Source organism: Sphingomonas sp. Leaf30 (genome assembly GCF_001422525.1).
Classification (GTDB): Bacteria; Pseudomonadota; Alphaproteobacteria; order Sphingomonadales; family Sphingomonadaceae; genus Sphingomonas; species Sphingomonas aerolata.
The window spans coordinates 218,706-238,170 of sequence record NZ_LMKZ01000002.1 but is presented as its reverse complement, the minus strand read 5'-3'; the positions used below and the strand labels follow the sequence as shown (position 1 = coordinate 238,170).

At 67.0% G+C, this 19,465-nt stretch carries 14 protein-coding genes; 4 read left to right on the top strand and 10 right to left on the bottom strand.

Annotation, left to right across the window (positions count from 1 at the left end; translation table 11 throughout):
* Positions 1–7: 7 nt before the first annotated feature.
* On the bottom strand, positions 8–1,384 hold the full coding sequence (locus tag ASE89_RS07830) for an ATP-binding protein (RefSeq protein ID WP_056675757.1): 1,377 nt from the start codon (positions 1,382–1,384) through the stop codon (positions 8–10).
* Complete coding sequence (locus ASE89_RS07825) at positions 1,381–2,100, bottom strand: response regulator (RefSeq protein WP_037528413.1); 720 nt, start codon at positions 2,098–2,100, stop codon at positions 1,381–1,383. The genes ASE89_RS07830 and ASE89_RS07825 overlap by 4 nt, the downstream gene beginning before the upstream one ends.
* Before the next feature lie 141 nt (positions 2,101–2,241).
* Between ASE89_RS07825 and ASE89_RS07820 the strand changes: the two genes are divergently transcribed.
* Together ASE89_RS07820 and ASE89_RS07815 are read left to right on the top strand one after the other, a co-directional pair.
* Positions 2,242–3,084, top strand: coding sequence for a response regulator (locus ASE89_RS07820; protein WP_056675755.1), 843 nt, complete (start codon positions 2,242–2,244; stop codon positions 3,082–3,084).
* Between the two features lie 162 nt (positions 3,085–3,246).
* Positions 3,247–5,097 carry a glycoside hydrolase family 15 protein gene (locus tag ASE89_RS07815; protein WP_082451330.1) on the top strand — a complete coding sequence of 617 codons (1,851 nt, stop codon included), beginning with the start codon at positions 3,247–3,249 and terminating at the stop codon, positions 5,095–5,097.
* 55 nt (positions 5,098–5,152) lie between these two features.
* Here the strand turns inward: ASE89_RS07815 and ASE89_RS07810 are convergent, their stop codons facing one another.
* Positions 5,153–5,389 (bottom strand): hypothetical protein, encoded by a 237-nt coding sequence (locus ASE89_RS07810; protein ID WP_056676419.1) that lies wholly within the window; start codon positions 5,387–5,389, stop codon positions 5,153–5,155.
* An 85-nt stretch (positions 5,390–5,474) separates the two neighbouring features.
* The gene (locus ASE89_RS07805) at positions 5,475–5,906 is read right to left on the bottom strand and encodes a hypothetical protein (RefSeq protein WP_236701669.1); all 432 of its coding nucleotides are present in this window, start codon (positions 5,904–5,906) and stop codon (positions 5,475–5,477) included.
* Positions 5,907–5,998: 92 nt separating this feature from the next.
* Between ASE89_RS07805 and ASE89_RS07800 the strand changes: the two genes are divergently transcribed.
* The gene (locus ASE89_RS07800) at positions 5,999–6,490 is read left to right on the top strand and encodes a nucleoside deaminase (RefSeq protein WP_056675752.1); all 492 of its coding nucleotides are present in this window, start codon (positions 5,999–6,001) and stop codon (positions 6,488–6,490) included.
* A 36-nt stretch (positions 6,491–6,526) separates the two neighbouring features.
* Here the strand turns inward: ASE89_RS07800 and ASE89_RS07795 are convergent, their stop codons facing one another.
* The 6 genes from ASE89_RS07795 to ASE89_RS07770 all read right to left on the bottom strand — a co-directional run bounded on the left by ASE89_RS07795 (position 6,527) and on the right by ASE89_RS07770 (position 16,929).
* Positions 6,527–8,029 (bottom strand): tryptophan halogenase family protein, encoded by a 1,503-nt coding sequence (locus ASE89_RS07795; RefSeq protein WP_056676412.1) that lies wholly within the window; start codon positions 8,027–8,029, stop codon positions 6,527–6,529.
* An 11-nt stretch (positions 8,030–8,040) separates the two neighbouring features.
* Complete coding sequence (locus ASE89_RS07790; protein WP_082451364.1) at positions 8,041–9,072, bottom strand: cupin-like domain-containing protein; 1,032 nt, start codon at positions 9,070–9,072, stop codon at positions 8,041–8,043.
* Positions 9,073–9,077: 5 nt separating this feature from the next.
* Positions 9,078–9,797 carry a SapC family protein gene (locus ASE89_RS07785; protein WP_056675746.1) on the bottom strand — a complete coding sequence of 240 codons (720 nt, stop codon included), beginning with the start codon at positions 9,795–9,797 and terminating at the stop codon, positions 9,078–9,080.
* A 137-nt stretch (positions 9,798–9,934) separates the two neighbouring features.
* The gene (locus ASE89_RS07780; RefSeq protein WP_056676410.1) at positions 9,935–12,976 is read right to left on the bottom strand and encodes a TonB-dependent receptor; all 3,042 of its coding nucleotides are present in this window, start codon (positions 12,974–12,976) and stop codon (positions 9,935–9,937) included.
* 498 nt (positions 12,977–13,474) lie between these two features.
* Positions 13,475–14,713: an SGNH/GDSL hydrolase family protein gene (locus ASE89_RS07775; RefSeq protein WP_236701668.1), complete on the bottom strand. Its 1,239-nt coding sequence runs from the start codon at positions 14,711–14,713 to the stop codon at positions 13,475–13,477.
* Between the two features lie 71 nt (positions 14,714–14,784).
* Complete coding sequence (locus ASE89_RS07770) at positions 14,785–16,929, bottom strand: alpha-glucuronidase family glycosyl hydrolase (protein WP_056676405.1); 2,145 nt, start codon at positions 16,927–16,929, stop codon at positions 14,785–14,787.
* A 166-nt stretch (positions 16,930–17,095) separates the two neighbouring features.
* Between ASE89_RS07770 and ASE89_RS07765 the strand changes: the two genes are divergently transcribed.
* On the top strand, positions 17,096–19,465 hold the full coding sequence (locus ASE89_RS07765) for a glycoside hydrolase family 3 N-terminal domain-containing protein (RefSeq protein WP_056675744.1): 2,370 nt from the start codon (positions 17,096–17,098) through the stop codon (positions 19,463–19,465).

Below are 19,465 nucleotides of genomic sequence, written 5' to 3'. Positions count from 1 at the left end.
CGCCGGATCATGCTGGCAGAATGACGCGCACGATCAGACCGCCTTCGGGGCGATTTTCCAGCGACGCGGCGCCGCCATGCGCATGCGCCACCGCGCGGACGCTGGCGAGCCCGAGGCCCGTGCCACCGGTATCGCGGTTGCGCGACCGCTCCGCCCGGAAGAACGGTTCGAAGGCATGCGACGCGTCGGCGGCGGACAGGCCCGGACCACGATCGCCGACCTCGATCACCACCGTGTCGCGGTCGCGGTAGAGTTGGACCTCGGCATGCCCGGCATATTTGACCGCATTGTCGACCAGATTGACCAGCAACGCCTTGAGCGCGGGGGCATCGCCGTCGATCGCGAGCGACGGACCGGGAGCCAGCACCACCTGCTCGCCGCGGTCGGCATAATCGTCGGTGATGCTTTCCGCGAGCGAGCGCAGGTCGAGCCGCTGTTGGCGGACATGCCGGGTCATGTCGCGGACGAACGCCATCGCCGCGCCGATCCACTGGCTCATCTCCTGGATATCCTCCTCGCTCGCCTCGCGGATCTCGTCCGGCGCCTTTTCGAGCCGGAGCGCGAGACGCATCAGCGGCGTGCGCAGGTCATGCGCGACCGCGGCGATCAGCGTCGTGCGATCCTCGACATAGCGATTGAGCCGTTCCTGCATGACGTTGAACGCGGTCGCGGCCTCCATGATCTCGGGCGGTCCGGTCAGTGGGATCGGATCGGCGCGGGGATCGCGACCGAGCCGGTCGGCGGCGGCGGCGAACAGCGCGACGGGCCGGGCGATGCGCCGCGCCAGCACCAGCGCGACCGGTGCCGCGACCGCCATCGCGACGAGGAACCACAGGATCAGCCGCGCCTGCCACAAGCCGAACGCCGGCCGCGCCGGGCGGATCGTCCGCCACTGGCCATCGGGGGCATGGACCCAGACGACGAACGCGCCGAACAGCGTGTTGTCGACGACCGACTGTGGCGGCATCTTGGGCATGCCCATCGGCATGGGCGGACGAAACGCGCCCGCCATCAAGGGGGGGCCATAGCGCCGCGCCTCGACGATCACCGCGCGTGCCGGCACGCCCAGATCGGCGGCGATCACCCGGCCGAGATGGCGATCACGCGCATCGCCCTGCTCAGTCGGCGGGGCGGTCGCGACCGCGATCGTCAGCAGCCCGCTCGGGTCGCGTCCGGCACGCACGACCGAGGCGATCCGGCTGGTCGAATAGACCACCGGCGTCGGCGGCGGGACGAGCAGGACGGCGGCGAAATTGAGCAGCTGGACGAGCAGGACGGTGAACAGGATGAACGCGAAGATCCGCAGGAACAGCGGCCAGCGTCGTGGATGCCCGACCCTAGCGCCGACGGGTGTCGCGCCGGCCGTGCGTGGCGGCGTGGTCACAGCCGGATCACGCGGGGAACGAAGAAATAGCCTTCGTTGCGGATCGTCCGGATGATCTCGTCCCCGCGCGAACGCAGCTTGCGTCGCAGCCGGCTGACCTGGACGTCGATCGCCCGGTCGAACGCGTCGGTGTCCGGGCCCCGCGCCGCCTCCAGCAACGCGTCGCGCGCGAGCACCCGGCGCGGACGCTCGACAAAGGCGCGCAACACCGCGAATTCGCCATCGGTCAGGTCGACGAGCATGCCGTCGCCGTCGAGCAGCTCGTGCGCGGCAAAATCGACCCGCCAGCCGAGAAAGCCGTAGCTGCGTCCGGTTTCAACAGCCGCGCCATTGCGTTCACGCAGTGCGGCGCGGACGGTGGCGAGGATCTCGCGCGGGCTGCACGGCTTGGTCAGATAATGGCTCGCGCCGATCTCGAGCCCGAGGATCCGGTCGGGTTCGTCGCCCAGTGCGCTGAGCATGACGACGGGGGGGGCGCCCTTGCGGGTCAGGCGGCGACAGGCCGCCAGACCGTCCTCGCCCGGCATCATCACGTCGAGCAGGATCAGCGCGATCGGATGCCGTGCGAGCGCGACGTCCATTTCCTGCGCATTGGTCGCGGTTTCGACGCGGTACCCGTGCATCCCCAGACTCTGCGCGAGCAGCGTCCGGATCGCATGGTCGTCATCGACCACGAGCAGCATCGTATCGGCGGGTTCGGGAGCGGCGCAGTGCATCGCCGGCCACTATGCCACGTATGTGTTCGCGATGTTTCAGCGATTTCGCATCATGCCACGCCACCGCCGGTCGTTGCCGGCGCGACGGATTGCGCAACATCCAGACATATGCCGGAAAGAACTGACCTGCAGGCGAGGCGCATGATTTTGACCAACAGCGTTTCCGTCGCCGTGCCCGGCCCTGATCTCCATGCCGGCACGCGAGGGGCGGATGACAGCGCGCGGATCGTCATCGTCGACGACGATCCCGGGCTGCGAGAGTTGCTGACGGGGTTTCTGGTCGATCACGGCTTGCGCGCCGAAGCCGTGGCGAGCGGCGCCGCGTTGCGGACCCGGCTCGCACACCGTCCCTGCGATCTCGTCGTGCTCGACATGATGATGCCCGGCGAGGACGGGTTGTCGGTGCTGCGCGCGCTGACCCAGACCCAGGATCCGCCGCGCGTGATCATGTTCTCCGCGCTGTCGAGCGAGATCGACCGGGTCGTCGCGCTCGAGCTGGGCGCGGACGATTATGTCACCAAGCCGTCGAGCCCGCGGGAGATCCTCGCGCGGATCCGGTCGGTCCTGCGGCGGCGACGCGCGCAACTGGGCGTCGGCGCGTCATCCGATCCTGCCGACCCCGCGGCGACCGAGCGACCCGTTGGCGCCGCAAGTCCTGTGCAGAGCCACGATCTGGTCGGCTTTGCGGGCTGGGCGCTGAACTGCCGGATGCGGACGCTGACCGCCCCCGACGGCACCAATGTCCGGCTGACCGATGGCGAGTTCCAGATGCTGCATCTGTTCGTGGCGCAACCGCAGACGATCCATTCGCGCGACGACATGATCGCGACGCTGGGGCGCAGCGACGGCCCGGCGAAGGGCCGCACGATCGACGTCAATATCAGCCGGCTGCGGCGCAAGGTGCAGCGTCACGACCGCACCGAACTGATCCGGACGGTGCGCGGCAACGGCTATATCTTCATGCCGGACGTGTCCCCGCTCTGAGCGGCGGGCGGACCCGGTCGGCGCGTTGCAGGCTGCTGCCAGGAAAATAGCGTCGGGGCGGGATATTGGCGCACGCCGCGACGTTCATGTCCGACCACGGCTTCCCCAGCATCGAATATCCGGCCTGGTGGGGGGCAAAGACGCGATCGGACAGACACTTCCATGGCCAAGACCCTTGCCGCATTGGCCAGCGACGTGCTGCGCGCCACCACCCGACCCGCGCGCGACGATGTACGCGAGGGGGGGCGTGAGGACGGCTATCTTCGACTGGAGGATTATGGCGCGCTCGGCGACGGGCGGTCGGTCGCGCTGTCGGGGGCGGACGGGTCGATCGACTGGTGGTGCGTCCCCAATCTCGATTCTCAGCCGCTGTTCGACCGGCTGCTCGATCCAGAGGAGGGGGGACGGTTCAACATCACCCCGACCGAGCCGTTCACCGTCGAACGCCGCTATCTGCCCGGCAGCAACGTGCTCGAGACGCTCTTCATCACGGACAGCGGCCGCGCGCGACTGACCGAATCGATGAACAGCGGTACGGCGGGCCGGTTGCCCTGGACCGAACTCGCACGGCGGATTGACGGGCTCGACGGTGCGGTCCGGTTCAGAATCGAGATGCGCCCGGGGCGCAGGGCCAGCGGGGCAAGCCCGTATCAGTCGAAGATCGGCGAATATCCGGTCTTCCATGTCGACCGCGTACTCGGGTTGTTCCTGCACAGCGATGGCGTGGTCGTGGAGCGCAGCGACGAGGCGGTGACGGGCGTGCTGACGGTCGCGCAGGGCCAGCGCGAAGTCGTCGCGATCGTCGCGGGTGAGGACGAGCCGCTGGTCGTGCCGACGATCGCCGACATCGACGAGCGTATCGATATTTCAGACGCGGAGTGGCGGCAATGGTCGCACCGGATCGACTATGACGGCGAACGGCGCCCCGCGTTCATCCGCAGCGTCCTCGCGCTGAAGTTGCTGCTCTATTCACCGACCGGTGCGATCGCAGCCGCCGCGACCACCTCGGTTCCCGAAGGGATCGGCGGCAAGAAGAATTACGACTATCGCTACGCCTGGATCCGCGACGCCGGCTATACGATCAAGGCGTTTCTCGCCGCGGGGGCGCAGATGGAGGCCAAGGCGGCATTCACCTGGCTGTTGAAGCGGCTGGCCGAACACGGGCCGCGCGTCTGCTATACGCTCGACGGCGCGCTGGTCCCCGATCTGAGCGAAATCGACGTGCCGGGATATCGGCGGTCGAAACCCGTGCAGGTGGGCAACACCGCGACCGACCAGAGTCAGCACGGCGTCTATGGCGACATATTCGAGACCGCCGCCCGCTTCGTCAGTTGCGGCAATATCCTCGATGCGTCGAGCGCCGAGCTGCTGTCGCATCTCGCGGACCGGTGCGCGGACGCGTGGCGGCAGAAGGATGCGGGAATCTGGGAGCTCGAGGAGTCGCAGCATTACACCATGTCGAAGATCAGCTGCTGGCAGGCGCTGGCGCGCGCGGTCGAACTGGCGGACCAGGGGCAGTTGCCGACCACGTGCCGCGATCGCTGGTCGCGCGAACGCGACCGGATCGCGCAGTGGATCGAGGATGAATGCTGGTCCGAGACGAAGCAGGCGTTCGTCTTCTACCCCGGCAGCGACAAGCTCGACGCGTCGCTCGCGCTGGCGGTGCGGTTCGGCTTCGACGGGCGCGAGCGGCTGGAAAAGACGCTCGACGCGATCGACCGCGAACTGGGGGCGGGGCCCTATCACTATCGCTACAGCGACGTGTGGTCCGAGGAAGGGTGTTTCCTGGCGTGCACCTTCTGGATGATCGAGGCTCGTGCGCTGCTTGGCCAGCGTGATCGGGCAGAGGCGGCGCTTGCGGGCATTTCCGAAGCGCTCGATCGCGGCGTCGGGATCATGACGGAGATGGCCGATCCGAAGACGGGCATGTTTCTCGGCAACCTGCCGCAGGGGCTGTCACACCTGGCGCATGTCATGGCGCTCGACGTGCTCGGCGGACAGGACGCCTGCTAGCAAAGCGGGCGGCGATGCGTTTCGCCGCCCCGCCGTCAGCCTGTCGTCGGACGTGTCAGCCCGCGTCGACGCCCTGTTTGCGCGCGCCGGTGATCATGCGCGCGGCGATCTGACGGACACCGGCATCATCCTTGGTGTCGTCGGTCGCCGGGTCGCCGAGATGGTCGAGGCTGGCTTCCATGAAGTCGAGCAGCCCCGGGTGCTGCGCCTCGACATATTCCATCAGTTTGAACAGCAGATGTTCGGACGCGATCTCGCGCTGGCGGGCCATGATGGCGGTGGTATCGGTCATGTCGGAATCCATGGTGTCGGGGAGGGAGTAAAGACGGTCGCAGGGGCGGGCGGACACCGTGTCGTCCGCCCCGCCCTCACGGCGTTTAGCGCTCTGCCACCTCGGAGGCGTCGAACTCGGCGAATGCGGCCTTGATGTCGCTGGCGCGCTCGGCGTCCGCAATATCGACCGAAACGATGATCTTGCCTTCGAGCGCGGCGTCGGCGCGCGACGCGGGCGTGGGATTATCGCCTGCAGTGTCGGCACCGGCACGCTCGTCGCCAGCGCTGTTGTCCGCGCCGTCAGTGGTGATGAAGATATCGGTCCGCTCGACCTTCATTTCCTGGACGAGACGTTCCACCGTCATTTCGGCTTCGCGGCGCGTGTCGAACTTGGCTTTGAGAGTGGTCGGCATCAATGGCTCCTCGGGATGCGAAAGGTCCTGCACGACGGGCTGTCGGCCGTCCTGCAACGCGTGATGACAACGCGCATCGGCGGATTTCGCCCAGCCGTTTCGAAGAATTTGACCCGGCGGCAAGGGCCGATCGCCGATTTACAGGCTCGCTCTGCGGGACCGGGCGAACAAGACCTGCTTCCGTGCGTTACACGGTGATTCCGGGAGGTGACGCCATGATGCAGGACGATGAACGCTGGATGCGCGAGGCGATCGCGATCGCACGGTCGAAGGGATCGGATCCGTCGACCTCACCACTGGGCTGCGTGATCGTGCTCGACGGCAAGATCATCGCGGGGGAACGCAACCAGACGCACGAGCTTCCCGATGCGACCGCGCATGCCGAAATGATGGCGATCCGGCGCGCCTGCGAGGATACGGGCGAGCTCGAATTGCGCGGGGCGACGCTCTACTCGACGCTGCAACCCTGCGGGATGTGCACGATGGCGTCGATCTGGTCGAAGGTCGGGCGCGTCGTCTATGGCGCCGGCCGCGACGACGTGCATCCGATGTATTTCGAGGCGAAGCACGTCGACACGCTCACCTTCATCCACGACGCCTATCGCGACGATATCGTCATCGAGGGCGGGTGTCTGAAGGCCGAATGCGCCGTGCTCTATTACGGCCCCGACGCGGAGCTGCCGACCGACGAACAGGCCAATCTGTAACCTGAGGCGACGCGTCGGGTCAGGATTTGCTCAGGCTCATGCCGCCACTCCGGGCGCGTCCTGGGCGCAGTAGCGATCGACGAACGCCTGATGCGCGGGCAGCCGGTCGACCTGTTGCGCGATCCCCGCCTTCAGCTCCGCGAGCGACGATCCGAGCCGTTCGGGCGGCATCATCCGCGCGAGGCGATGCCAGTCGCGCGGCTCGAGCCGCTGCCCCAGCATGACCTGGGTCCACGAACTGACGCGGAACAGGTCGTCCGGCGACTGATAGGCCTGCGCTGCGTCGGAAAACAGCGCGATGCGCTTCGCCAGCGTGTCGGGGATCGGCATTGCGGCACAAGCCTTCCAGAACGGTTCGCTGCGCTGGTTCAAATGATAGTGGAGGATGACGAAATCGCGCACCCCTTCGATCTCGCGCCGCGTCTGCGCGTTGAACTGCGCGACGACCGCGGAGCTGATCCCGTCGAAGGGGAAGGCGCGGAGCAGCCGCGTCAGCGCGGTCATGACGAGATGGATGCTGGTCGATTCGAGCGGTTCGACGAACCCGCCGGCGAGGCTCAGCGCGATGCAATTGCCCTCCCACGCGCGCAGGCGACGCCCGGTCGTGAAGCGCAGCAGGCGCGGTTCGGTCAGCGGGCGACCCTGGACGGACGCCAGCAGTCGGTCCCGGGCCGCATCATCGGAGAGGTACTCGCTCGAATAGACGATGCCGTTGCCGACGCGGTGCTGCAGCGGGATCCGCCATTGCCAGCCGGCAGCATGCGCGATCGCTCGGGTATAAGGCCGGGCGGGCTCGACCGACGTCGTCTGCACCGCGAGCGCCCGGTTGGCGGGCAGCCAGTGGCTCCAATCTTCATAGCCGACACCGAGCGCATCGCCGATCAGCAGCCCGCGAAACCCGCTGCAGTCGAGGAACAGATTGCCTGCGACCCGCGATCCGTCGGCAAGGACGACCGCATCGATATGGCCGGTCTCCGCCGAGCGATCGATCCCGGCGATCCGTCCCTCGATCCGGGTCAGCCCCGCGGTCTCGCAGCGCTCGCGCAGGAAGCGGGCATAGCGGCCCGCGTCGAAATGATAGGCATAGTTGAGCTGCGGACCCTGCTGGCCGATGGTGAAGCGGCGCGCCTCCGCGGCCTGGAGCTCAAGGCAATAGTCGCCAAAGTCGCCGGCCAGACCGTTGGCGCGGGCTTCGAGCCAGAAATGCTGGAAGTCGCCCATCCAGGTGGACCGCCCGACATCGCCGAACGAATGGACATAGCGATCGTCCGGGCGGGCCCAGCCCTCGAACGCGATGCCGAGTTTGAACGTCGCGCCGGTGGCGGCCATGAACGCGCGCTCGTCGAGGCCGAGCAGTGCGTGAAAGGCCTGGACCGTGGGGATGGTCGCTTCGCCGACGCCGACGGTGCCGATCTCGTCCGACTCGATCAGCGTGACGTCGATCAGCGCGCCGAGTTGTCGCGTCAGCAGCGCCGCGGCGAGCCAACCGGCGGTGCCACCGCCGGCGATGATCACGCGGGTCTTTGGCGGGGTATCCATCGCATATCCCTTCATCGATTGAGCCGTTGCAACAGCGTGGCGCGCAGCCTTCGCGCGGCCATCGCATCCAGCGGTGCGAGTGCGCCGCGCGCGTCTGCCGGCAGATGCGCGCCGGCGCGCCCCGCATCGCCGAAGACATAATAGTCGAACAGCGCCTGCCAGCCGCGCTTCTCATTCTCGGGCCGGTCGCGCAGGCTGAGCAGGCCGTGCAGCAACGTGTTCTGCGGCGTGTCCATGAAGCGCGGGGTCGGGTTCCACCAATAGTTGATCATCGCGTTGAACGGATCGAGCGCCTCGACCTGGTGCCACCACAAGGCCGGGTAGATGAGCGCGTCGCCGGGCTCCATCTCCGCGACTTCGGCCACCGCCAGCGCATCGGCAAAGCCGGGATGGCGCGTGAAGTCGGGGGCGTCGAAATCGACCATCGAGACGACCTGGCCCGCGGGCGTCGGTTCGAGCGGCCCGGGATAGAGGTTGGCGACCTGATCGGGCGGGAAGAGCGTGAAGCGCCGCCGCCCGACCAAGGTGACCGCGATGTTGTTCGACATGTCGTGATGCGCCGACGCGGTCGTCCGGTTGCCGATCCAGATACTGACCAGCGGCGGATGCGCGATGAGTTCGGGGTCGCCGAAGGGAAGCACCGCCTGGTCCCGGAGGCCGGGGAGGTACTGATCGATGTCGGTCGAGCCGATATAGATGCTGGGCGCGGCGGCATCGTCGATGCTGGCGAGAAGCTGATCGAGATAGGCGGACAGCGACCCGCGCTCGCGGGTGAAGTTGAGCGCGGTGCAGTCGGCCGTGTATCCGAAGCGGCCGCCGATAGCGGGGTCACCGATATAGGCCGTCACCGGCTGGCCGCCATCGAACTGCTTGAGCCAGCCGACCGCGGCGGCGGGGCCCTGACGCGCCGCGGCGACGAGCGGCACGTCGCGGGCAAGACCGCGCAGGATCGTCGGGCGGCCCTCCGCGATCAGATCGGCGACGGGCAGGGTCCGCGCGTCCGCCCCTTCGATCACGCGTGTCCGGCGGGTGATGGCGGGCACCGGGGTCAACCGACTGCCGCGAGCCGCTGTTGCTTGTGCGCAATCAGCTGCTGAATGTTGCCGAGCGATGACGCGGCAAGGATGGCGAGCCGCAGGATGCCCGAACGATGCAGCTGTTCGAGCGGGGCACCGCTCAGCGCCGCGAGCTGCTCGAGGTCGACGACGAGCACGTCGGGTACGGTGTAGCGGCGCTCGTCGCTGACATCGATCGTAAGCGTGACGGGCGCGAGCAGCCCGGCGTCGTCGAGCGCGGCATAGGCGGCGGGCGCGGATTCCATCCCCTCGTACAGCAGCCGCAGCACGCCGGTGACATGGTCGAGATAGGGCGTGTTGCCGCCATGCTCGAGGAACAGCGGCAGACCCGTCGGGTCACCGACGCGCGGATCGTCGAGATCGACCTGCAGCATCGCCTCGCCGACATCGTCCGGTGCGGACCGGGTCATGCCGATCGAGAAGGGACCGCGCCGGTGGCTGGCGGGAACGTAGCGGCTCGTCCAACGCTCGTCGGCGAGAAACAGATTCTCGTCGCGGTCGAGGCCCAGCAGCGCATAGGCCTGAAGACCCTCGTCGCGGCGGCGGAACACGATTGCGAATTCGCGTTGCAGTTCCTCGAATTCGGCGGGGAAGACCAGCGCCTGATTGGCCGCGTCATTGAATGCGGCGCCGGCGCGCGGGCTGACGCGCAGGTCGGCATGATCGATATTGTTGATCTGTACGGGGTTCATCCGCTCCGGTCCCTTTTTGTCCGGGTCTATCAGCCAGGCGGCGAGGGACAACAGGAAAAGGCCGCGGCACGGTGCTGCGGCCCCTCCATTGCCCGATGCGGTGTCCGGCGCACGCCGAGGCGCACGCCGGCCTGTGCTCAGAAGCGGTAGCGCGCGCCGAGATAGAAGCGCGGCTTCAGTTCCTGCACATAGACCAGATTGGTCTCGGTGCGGGCATATTGGCGGAACGGCTCGCTCGTCAGATTGACCGCCTCGAGCGAGATCGAGAAGCTCTGCGCGATGTCGTAGCTGATGCTCGCATCGAGCGTCCCGAAGGCTGCGGTGAACAGCGGGTTGCGGTTGCCGCCCTGGTTGGTCCCCGACAGATATTTGTCGCGCCAGTTGTACGAGACACGCGCCGAAAGCCCGTTCTTGTCATAGATGCCGGTCAGGTTCGCGCTGTCGCCGAGGCCGGTCAGTGCGAAGATGTTGACGTTGGGATCGGCATAGGGATCGACGTTCACGTCGCCATTGACCTTGGTGTACGACACCGCAAAGCCGAAGCCGGTCTGACCGAAGAAGTTGGTCCAGGCGACTTCGAACCCGTGGATGTTGCCCTCGCGGTTGTTGACCGGGCCGCTAATCGCGAACTCGAACAGGGGATCGTTGGGATCGGCAACGATATCGACCGCATTGGCCAGATCGACGACGAACTGCGTCCTCAGGCCACCCGTCGCGGGATCGATGTTGTTCTGGAACGCGGCGGATGCGGCCGCCTGGTTGCCGTTATTCTGCGTCAGCAACGCGGTGTAGGAGAACAGGTTGATGTCGCTGAGCGGCAGCCCGTTGGCTTGGAGATAGGCCAGCGCGGTACCCGAGCGCGAACCGGCAGCGCCCGAACCCGGGTCACGCAGTCCGAACAGATTGCCGCTGGTGACCTGGTTGCCGATGAAGTTGCGGACATCCTTGTTGAAGAAGCCGACCGACACGAAGCTCGTCGGCTTGTAATACCATTCGAGCGACACGTCGAAATTGTCCGAGACCAGCGGCAGCAGCGCCGGATCCTGGCGCGTTGCGCCCGCAGGAGCTGCGCCGAGCGCGGTCGGGCGGTTCGGTGCCCCGGCGCTGACGGAAGCAAAGAGGTTGCCATAGTCGGGACGGGCGAGCGTGCGGCTGAACGAGGCGCGCGCCATGACGTTGTCGATCGGTTCGATGTTGAAATCGAGCGATGGCAACAGATTGTCGTAGCTCGCCTTGACCGTGACGGCGCCGCTGGGCGGCCCGCCATCGACCGCGAAGTCATTGTCCTGCGACCAGCGAATGCCGCTCGGCACCGACTGGATGCCGATCGACTTGACCCGCGTCTTTTCATAGCGGGCGCCGATCAGCGCATTGGCGCGGCGTCCGCCGAGTTCGCCGGCCCAGGTGATCTGGCCATAGGCCGCCCAGGTCTTTTCACCGACGGTATCGTCCGAGGACGGGCTCGGCGAAACCGCGTTGCCGCGGCCGGCATAATAAGGCTCGAACACGTTGAGCAGATCGACCGCGTTGGCGCGGAAGGCGACCAGTGACGAGCCTGTCGACTTCGGATCATATTTGTCGAACTTGCAGGTCAGGCAGAAGGTGTCGACGAGATCGCCGGCGAGTTCCGCGACGCGGCCGGTATCCGTGATGCCCCAGTCGCCGAGGGTCTGGATCGTGTTGACCGTGGTCGAGCGCATGTTCGCGTCGATATAATTGCCGCCGACGTTGAACTTGCTGCCCCCGCCCAGGTCCCAGGCGACGTCGCCGCCAAATTGGTTGATCCGGGCTTCCTGGGTCGACGTGATCTTCCGCGCGACCTGGCTGCCCAGATCCGCGATGTCGAGCGTGTTGTTGCAGTTGCCGCCGCGACCACCGTTGGTTGCGGTGCAGTCGTTGATCGTCTCGGACTGCTGCGGGAAGCCGGTGGTGAAATCAACCTTGTGCGAGGAGCGTACCGGCGCACCGATCGAGATCGTCGTCGCCGAGGTTCCGTTCGCGTTATCCGGATTGGTCTTCGACTTGGCATGGTTGGCGTCGAGCGTCAGTCGCAGATTGTCGGTGAAGTCCCACTTCACATTGCCACCGACCGAATAGAGCTCGGTCTTGGTCGCGAACCGCTGCTGCTCGTAACCCTTGTCCGCCTGGATCGACTCGGCGAGGATGACCGCGCTCTGCATCTGCTTGTTGTCATCGAAGGTGACTTCGGTGAACGGGCGCTGGAACCAGTTGGTCTGCTCGCTGCGCTCTTCGCTCAGCTTGTTGCGGGCATACATGCCGTCGATCGAGATTTCGAACCGGTCGGACGGCTTGAACTGGATGTTGGCCTGGCCGTTCAGACGCTCGCGGCGGTTCTCGGAGAACTGGTACCGGCTGTCGTTCGGAATCTGGACATATTCGGTCGTCGGGCGATTGGTGATCACCGTCGTCGGCCGGATATAGGCGCCCGCGGTGTTGAGGAAATCGGCCAGCGGCACGATGTTCCAGTAATTGGGGTTGGACTGAACCGACGCGGAATTGCGCAGCTGATAGCTGCCGAACACGTTGACGCCGAAGGTTTCGTTCGGGTTCTTGTAGTTGATCAGCCCGGACAGTTCGGGCGTGACCTTGCTGGGATCGCTCTCGGCCTTCTCGACCGAGGTATCATAAAGTCCCTTCGCACCGATCGACCCCGAAAGGCCGCTCTCCTCAGCCGACAGCGGTCGGCGGGTGACGACGTTGATCGCCGCGCCGATGCCGCCCGACGGGATGTTGGCGCGGCCGGTCTTATAGACCTCGAGCGTGGCGACACCCTCGGATGCGAGGTTCTGGAAATCGAACGAACGACCCGTACCGGTTGCAAACGCGTTGCCGGTGCTCGTGTCGATGCTGGTCGCCGGAAGCTGGCGGCCGTTCAGCGTGACGAGGTTGAAGCCGCCGCTGAAGCCGCGGACGGCAACCTGCGAGCCTTCGCCGTTCGCGCGACTGATCGACACGCCGGTGACGCGCTGCAGCGACTCCGCGAGGTTGGTGTCGGGGAACTTGCCGATATCCTCGGCCGAGATGGCGTCGACGACGCCTGCCGAGTTGCGCTTGATGTCGATAGCGCGACCAAGGCTGGCGCGGATGCCGGTGATGACGATCTCGTCCCCGGGGGCCGATTGCGGATCCTGGCTCGCGGTCTGCCCTGCGTCTTGCACGGTGGATGTCGCCGGAAGCGCTGGCTGCGCGGCAGTCGCAGGCGACCCTGTCTCGGTGCCTGGCGCCATTTGCGCGAAGGCCTGTGCCGGATTTAGCAGGCACACGGCAACTGTGGCAATCGAACTCGAACGCACGAGTGCATTGAGTATGGACGAACCCCTCATCATTCTCTCCCCCTTTGCGGCATGACCGCAGCCCTTTCGAAACCGCTCTTATTGGCGGTGTGTGATAGGGCTACCATGGGCACGAATACTGTCAACGGTAATCTGTATTCTGTGTCGCGTATTTTAGACACAGTGGCAGTAAAGCCATAGCCGATAAAATAACTTAAATATGATTATTTAATACTTGAGACAGAGTAAGACCCGCCCCGCCATGGGAAAGCGGGGCGGGGCCTGTTCCGGCAGGTTCGGACCAGCCAAAGGAACGGGCGAACTGGTCGCCAGGTCCGGCGGCACAGGCGGGGGACCGGCGCGAGCTTCATGCCGGGCACGTGCTCAGCGCTGCGGCGTGGTGAACAGCGCCAGCGGTACCGCGGCACCCATCGCCCGATAGCCCGCTTCGGACGGGTGAAGATGATCGCCTGAGTCGAATGCCGGCGCGAGGCGGTCGGGACGGCGCGGATCGCGCATAACCCGGTCGAAGTCGATCACCGCATCGAACACACCCGAGCTGCGGATGAAGCTGTTGACCGCCTGGCGATCGGCCTCGAGCGCGGCGTCCGGGTGATAATAGTCATTGCCGCCGAACGGCATCACCGTGCCGCCGATGATCCTGATACCGTGCGCATGCGCGCGGTCGGCCATCTGGCGGAAGCCGGCTATCAGCTGCGCGACGAGCGCCGCATGGTCTTCGGGCGATGCCGGGGCGTCGCGCGTCAAGACGCCGAGATCGTTCACCCCTTCGAGAAGGATCGCCCAGCCGACGCCGCTCCGCGCGATCACGTCGCGGTCGAACCGGGCGACAAGGTTGGGACCGAGCCCGTCGAGCAATATCCGGTTGCCGCCGATGCCGGCATTGACGACGCCGAGCGTGCGTGTCGCCGGCGTCGCGCGCAGCCGCTCGGCGAGAATATCGGGCCAGCGGGTGTTGCGTTCCGGGGCGACTCCATAGCCGTCGGTGATCGAATCGCCGATCGTGACGATCGTCGTCGGGCGTGCCGCGCTGGTGACCTGGGCGACGCGGGGCCCCGCCACCTCGACATCGGCGAGCGCATACCAGTGTGGCGTCGCGGTCGCGCCTGCGAGAAGCGGGTCGGCGACGTGATTGCCCGCGACCGTGAAGCTGGTGGCACGCGCACCGGGATGACCGGTCTGCGGCGTGGCGGGATCGGGCAGATAGAGGCTGACGGCGAGGTCGGCCCCGGGTGCGAGCGCGAGCGCGACCGGATCCGAATAGATCTCCCCACCCGCCGGAATGACCGCGGTCACCTGTCCGGCAAAGCGCAATGGCGTACCGCCGGCGATACGCGCGGTGCCGAGTGCGATCGGCCGGGCAATATGCGCCGCGCCGATCCTGAGTGGCTGCGTGCCGAACGCGTTGGACAGCCGCACGCGGACCTGCGTGCCACCGGCGGAAAGACGAACGACCTGTCGGAGCGTGATCGCGCCGGCCCGATCGGCCGGCAGCGCATTGTCGCCGGTCGCGATCATCTGGGCAGAGCCCCAGCTCCCGGTCCACCGCTCAGTCGGCGCGGCGCGCTGGGCATCGGCACCGGTCGCGAGCAATGCTGCCAACAGCCACGCCGTCGGCCTGGCTACCGAAGATCCTACCGTCATCGCGCTCTCCATTCGGTTGCGAAGGCCGCTCATTGCGGGTTGCCCGGCGCGTAGGCGGGGTGCTGCGCCTTGTACCAGTCGAGATCATGCGCGGGCGCAGCGGCGCCGGCCGGCAGCGACCGGCCGTTCACCGACATCCAATAGGCGAGGCTGGCGTCGCGCCACCACCGCGCCTCGCGCTCCTGGATGCCCAGATAGGTCGCGGTCTTGGCCCAGCGTTCGGCATCGACCTGGCCGCGCAGTCCGTCCCAGCGCTGGCGCATGTCCGCGACATAGCCGACGCCGCGGTCATAATCATGGACCATCTCGGCCCAGAGGCTGCGCCCCGATGCCATCGGCCGGTCCCATGACACGTGATGGAACCACAGCAGGTCACGCTCCGGCGTCGTCGCTGGATCGGCCAGACGGCGGGCAAGCTCTGGCGCATATTGCGCGACGGCGTTGCTGCCGGTGCGCGTCCGGTCGAAGCCGATTCCGGCCTTGTCCGCGCGGTGATAATAGACCGGATTCCATTCCGGACGCTTCAGGTCGGCGACCCACGGGCCGGGGCCATAATGATGGCCCGTCGCCATGACGTGCGCGAGGCCGAGCGGCGTCATATAATCGACCACCGCCTCGCGCGAGCCCATCATCATGTCCGTCACCGGCGCGACGATCGCGGGGTTCGGCCCGAAGGTCATCGCCGCCCATTCGCGCGCAACCGGCTGTGCGCCGATCGTCGGATCCCAGGCCATCCGCCCGAACGCGAACCAGTTCGCCTGGTTGAAGGTCGATCCGGCCCAGTCGCGGTCGCGGCCGATATTGGCGACTCCCGCCATGCCGGTCAGCGCGTGGCGATTTATGCCGCCCTCGACGATTTGGGCGACCGTCGCGCGCTTGCCGCCGGCGAAGGTCTCGCTGCCGAGCGTCTCGGCGAAGAGCGGCCCGAGATAGGCGAGGTGTGTCGCAAAGCCGAGATATTCCTTGGTGATCTGAAACTCCAGCATCAGCGGCGTCCTGGGCATTGCCCCGAACAGCGGATGAAACGGCTCGCGCGGCTGAAAGTCGATCGCGCCGTTCTTGACCTGGACGACGACGTTGGCGGCGAACTTGCCGTCGAGCGGCTTGAACTCGGTATAGGCCTGTTTCGCGCGGTCGTCCGGGTCGGTGTCGGCATAGACGAACGCCCGCCACATCACGATGCCGCCATGCGGTGCGACCGCCGCTGCGAGCATGTTCGCGCCGTCGGCGTGGCTGCGGTGATAATCGCGCGGCCCCGGCTGCCCCTCGCTATTGGCCTTGACGAGGAAGCCCCCGAAATCGGGAATGGCGCGGTAGAGCTCGTCGCTCTTCGCCTTCCACCAGGCCGCGACCTGGGGATCGAGCGGGTCTGCCGTCTTCAGCTTGCCAAGCTCGATCGGCGCGGAGAACCGGGCCGACAGATAGACCTTGATGCCATAGGGGCGGAAGACATCGGCGAGTGCGGCCGCCTTGGCGATATAGCTGGCGGACAGGCTGTCGGGCTTGGCGTTGACGTTGTTGAGGACCGTGCCGTTGATGCCGATCGACGCATTGGCGCGCGCATAGTCGGTGTAGCGGGGATCCTTGAAGTCGGGCAGCGTCCACCAGTCCCAGAGCGACTGGCCCGCATAGCCGCGCTCGACCACGCCATCGAGATTGTCCCAGTGGTTCAGCACGCGCAGCTTTACCCGCGGCGTCGAGGCGAGCGCGATCCGGTCGATCTGCCCGCCGGTCTGGATGTGGCGCAGCAGCGCGAAGCTGCCGTAGAGCACGCCGCGGTCGGTACGCGCGGTCACCAGCGTGACGTCGCGGCCACCCAGACGCACCTCCCGCACGATATAGCCTTCGTCGCCAAGATCTTTCAGCGGCAGCCCGAGCCGTCCGACATCAGCGTCCGCCGAGGTCGCCAGCAGGATCGGATGCGGGCTCGGACCCCTGGCAAAAGCGTGCCCGGTCAGCCCCGCGAGACCGCGGCGAAGCTCGTCCGCGGCGACGCGCAACGTCGCCGACTGGCCGCGCACTTCGACCGATTCGGCATCCCGGTCGAGCGCCGTCGCCGCCTCTTTCGCCAAGGGGCGGTAGCGCATCCAGAGGTCGTAGCCGTCCTCCGCCTGCGCCCCGGTCGTACTCGCCATCGCAACCGCGACCGCCACGCAAAGCCAACGCACTCGCATCATTCTTTCCTCTCCCGGCACAGCCTCCCGCATTGACAACGGGTCTGCTTGTCGAACATGTTATCGCTATCACGATGACGGCATCGACAGCAATGCCGCGTTTGAAGACAGGAGACGATGGGTGACCGGCACGAGTTTCAGGACAATCGCGACCAGTCGCCGCGGCATGCTCCGCTGGCTGGGTTCGGCATCGCTCGCCACTTTGACGTCCGGTCTGGCCCCTGGAATGGCCGGCGCCGCGAAGGAGTTGCCGGTCTACCGCGATCCCCGCGCGCCCGTCGACCTGCGGGTCCGCGATCTCATGGCGCGGATGACGCTCGACGAGAAAGTCGCGCAGCTGATCACGCTGTCGACGACGAAGCGACAGGTGATGGACGACGCGCTGCGCTTCGACCCGGCGCGTGCCGATACGGCCTATCCCAACGGCATCGGCCAGATCGCGCGGCCATCCGACCGGGGCGGGGCCGCCACCGCGGCTAACACGGCCGCCGCCGTTACCGGCCGATGGCGCGCGCCGGCCGATACGATCGCGTTCGTCAATGCGGCGCAGCGCTGGGCGACGACCCGCACGCGGCTGGGCATCCCGATCCTGTTTCACGAGGAGGCGCTGCACGGCTTCATGGCGCCGGAGGCGACCAGCTTCCCGCAGGCGATCGCGCTGGCGGGATCGTTCGATCGCGACCTCGTCCGCCGGGTCAATGCGGTGATCGCGCGCGAGGTGCGGGCGCATGGCACGGTGCTGGCGCTGTCGCCGGTCGTCGACATCGCCCGCGACCCGCGCTGGGGCCGGATCGAGGAGACGTTCGGCGAGGATCCCTATCTGTGCGGGGAAATGGGCGTCGCGGCGGTGATCGGCCTGCAGGGCGAGGGCAAGACGCTGGCACCCGGCAAGGTGTTCGCAACGCTCAAGCACATGACCGGGCACGGCCAGCCCGAAAGCGGCGAGAATGTCGCCCCCGCGCCAATCGCCGAACGCGAACTGCGCGAGAATTTCTTCCCGCCGTTTCGCGCGGTCGTCGCGCGGACCGGGATCGGCGCGGTGATGCCGTCGTATAACGAGATCGACGGCGTCCCGAGCCACGCCAATCGCTGGCTGCTGAACGACGTGCTGCGCGGCGAATGGGGCTTCGACGGCGCGATCGTCAGCGATTATGCGGCGATCGGCGAACTCGCATCGTTGCATCACATCGCCGCGGACACGGCTGAAGCGGCGCGCCTCGCATTGGCGGCGGGCGTCGATTCGGACCTGCCGGACGGCGAGGCCTATCGCTCGCTCGCCGATCAGGTCCGCGGCGGTCGGGTGGCGATCGAGGCGGTCGATGCCGCGTGCCGGCGGATGCTGACGCTGAAGATGCGGTCGGGGATGTTCGAACAGGCGATCGTCGATCCGCAAGCGGCGGCGCGGATGACCGGCAATGCGGAGGCGCGCGCGCTGGCGCTCGAGGCGGCGCGGCGATCGATCGCGCTGCTCGTGAACGACGGTGTCCTGCCGCTCACCCCGGGCGCGCAAAAACGCGTCGCGGTCATCGGTCCGAACGCGGCCGTCGCGCGGCTCGGTGGCTATTCGTCGATCCCCAAGGCGACCGTGTCGCTGCTCGAGGGGGTTCGCGCGCGGTTGAAGGGCAAGGCCGAAGTCGTGCACGCGCAGGGCGTCTTCATCACGCAGAGCGAGGACCGCTCTGCCAACGAAGTGCTGCTGGCCGATCCCGCGCGCAACCGGGACCTGATCGCCGAGGCGGTTACCGTCGCCAGCACCGCGGACGTCATCCTGCTCGCGGTCGGCGACACCGAGCAGACGAGCCGGGAGGGCTATGCCAAGACGCATCTTGGCGATCGCACCAGTCTCGACCTGCTCGGCGAGCAGAATGCGCTGTTCGCCGCGATGAAGGCGACGGGGAAGCCTGTGATCGTGGTTGCGATCAACGGTCGCCCGCCGTCCTGGCCGAGCGTGACGGCGCAGGCCAACGCGGTGCTCGAATGCTGGTATGTCGGGCAGGAGGGGGGCACTGCGATCGCGGAGGCGCTGTTTGGGGACATCAACCCTGGTGCGAAGCTTCCGGTGACGGTCGCGCGGTCGACGGGACAGCTGCCGGTCTTCTACGACTCGAAGCCCTCTGCGCGCCGCGGCTATCTGTTCGACACGACCGCGCCGCTGTTCCCGTTCGGCTTCGGGCTCAGCTACACCAAGTTCGAGATCGGTGCGCCGCGCCTGTCGTCGGCGAAGATCGGGATCGCGGGTAGTGTCACGGTCTCGGTCGACATCGCCAATGTCGGTGCGCGCGCGGGCGACGAGGTCGTCCAGCTCTATGTGCGCGATCAGGTGTCGTCCGTCGCGCGACCGATCCTCGAGCTCAAGGGCTTCGAACGCGTGACGCTGGCCCCCGGCGAGCGCCGGACGGTCCAGTTCGCGCTCGGCCCGGACGCGTTCCGGTTCTTCGACATCACGATGCGCGAGGTGGTCGAGCCGGGTCTGTTCGACATTTCCGTTGGTGCCGACTCGACGCGCCTCAAGACCGTTATTCTCGAAATCGCCTGA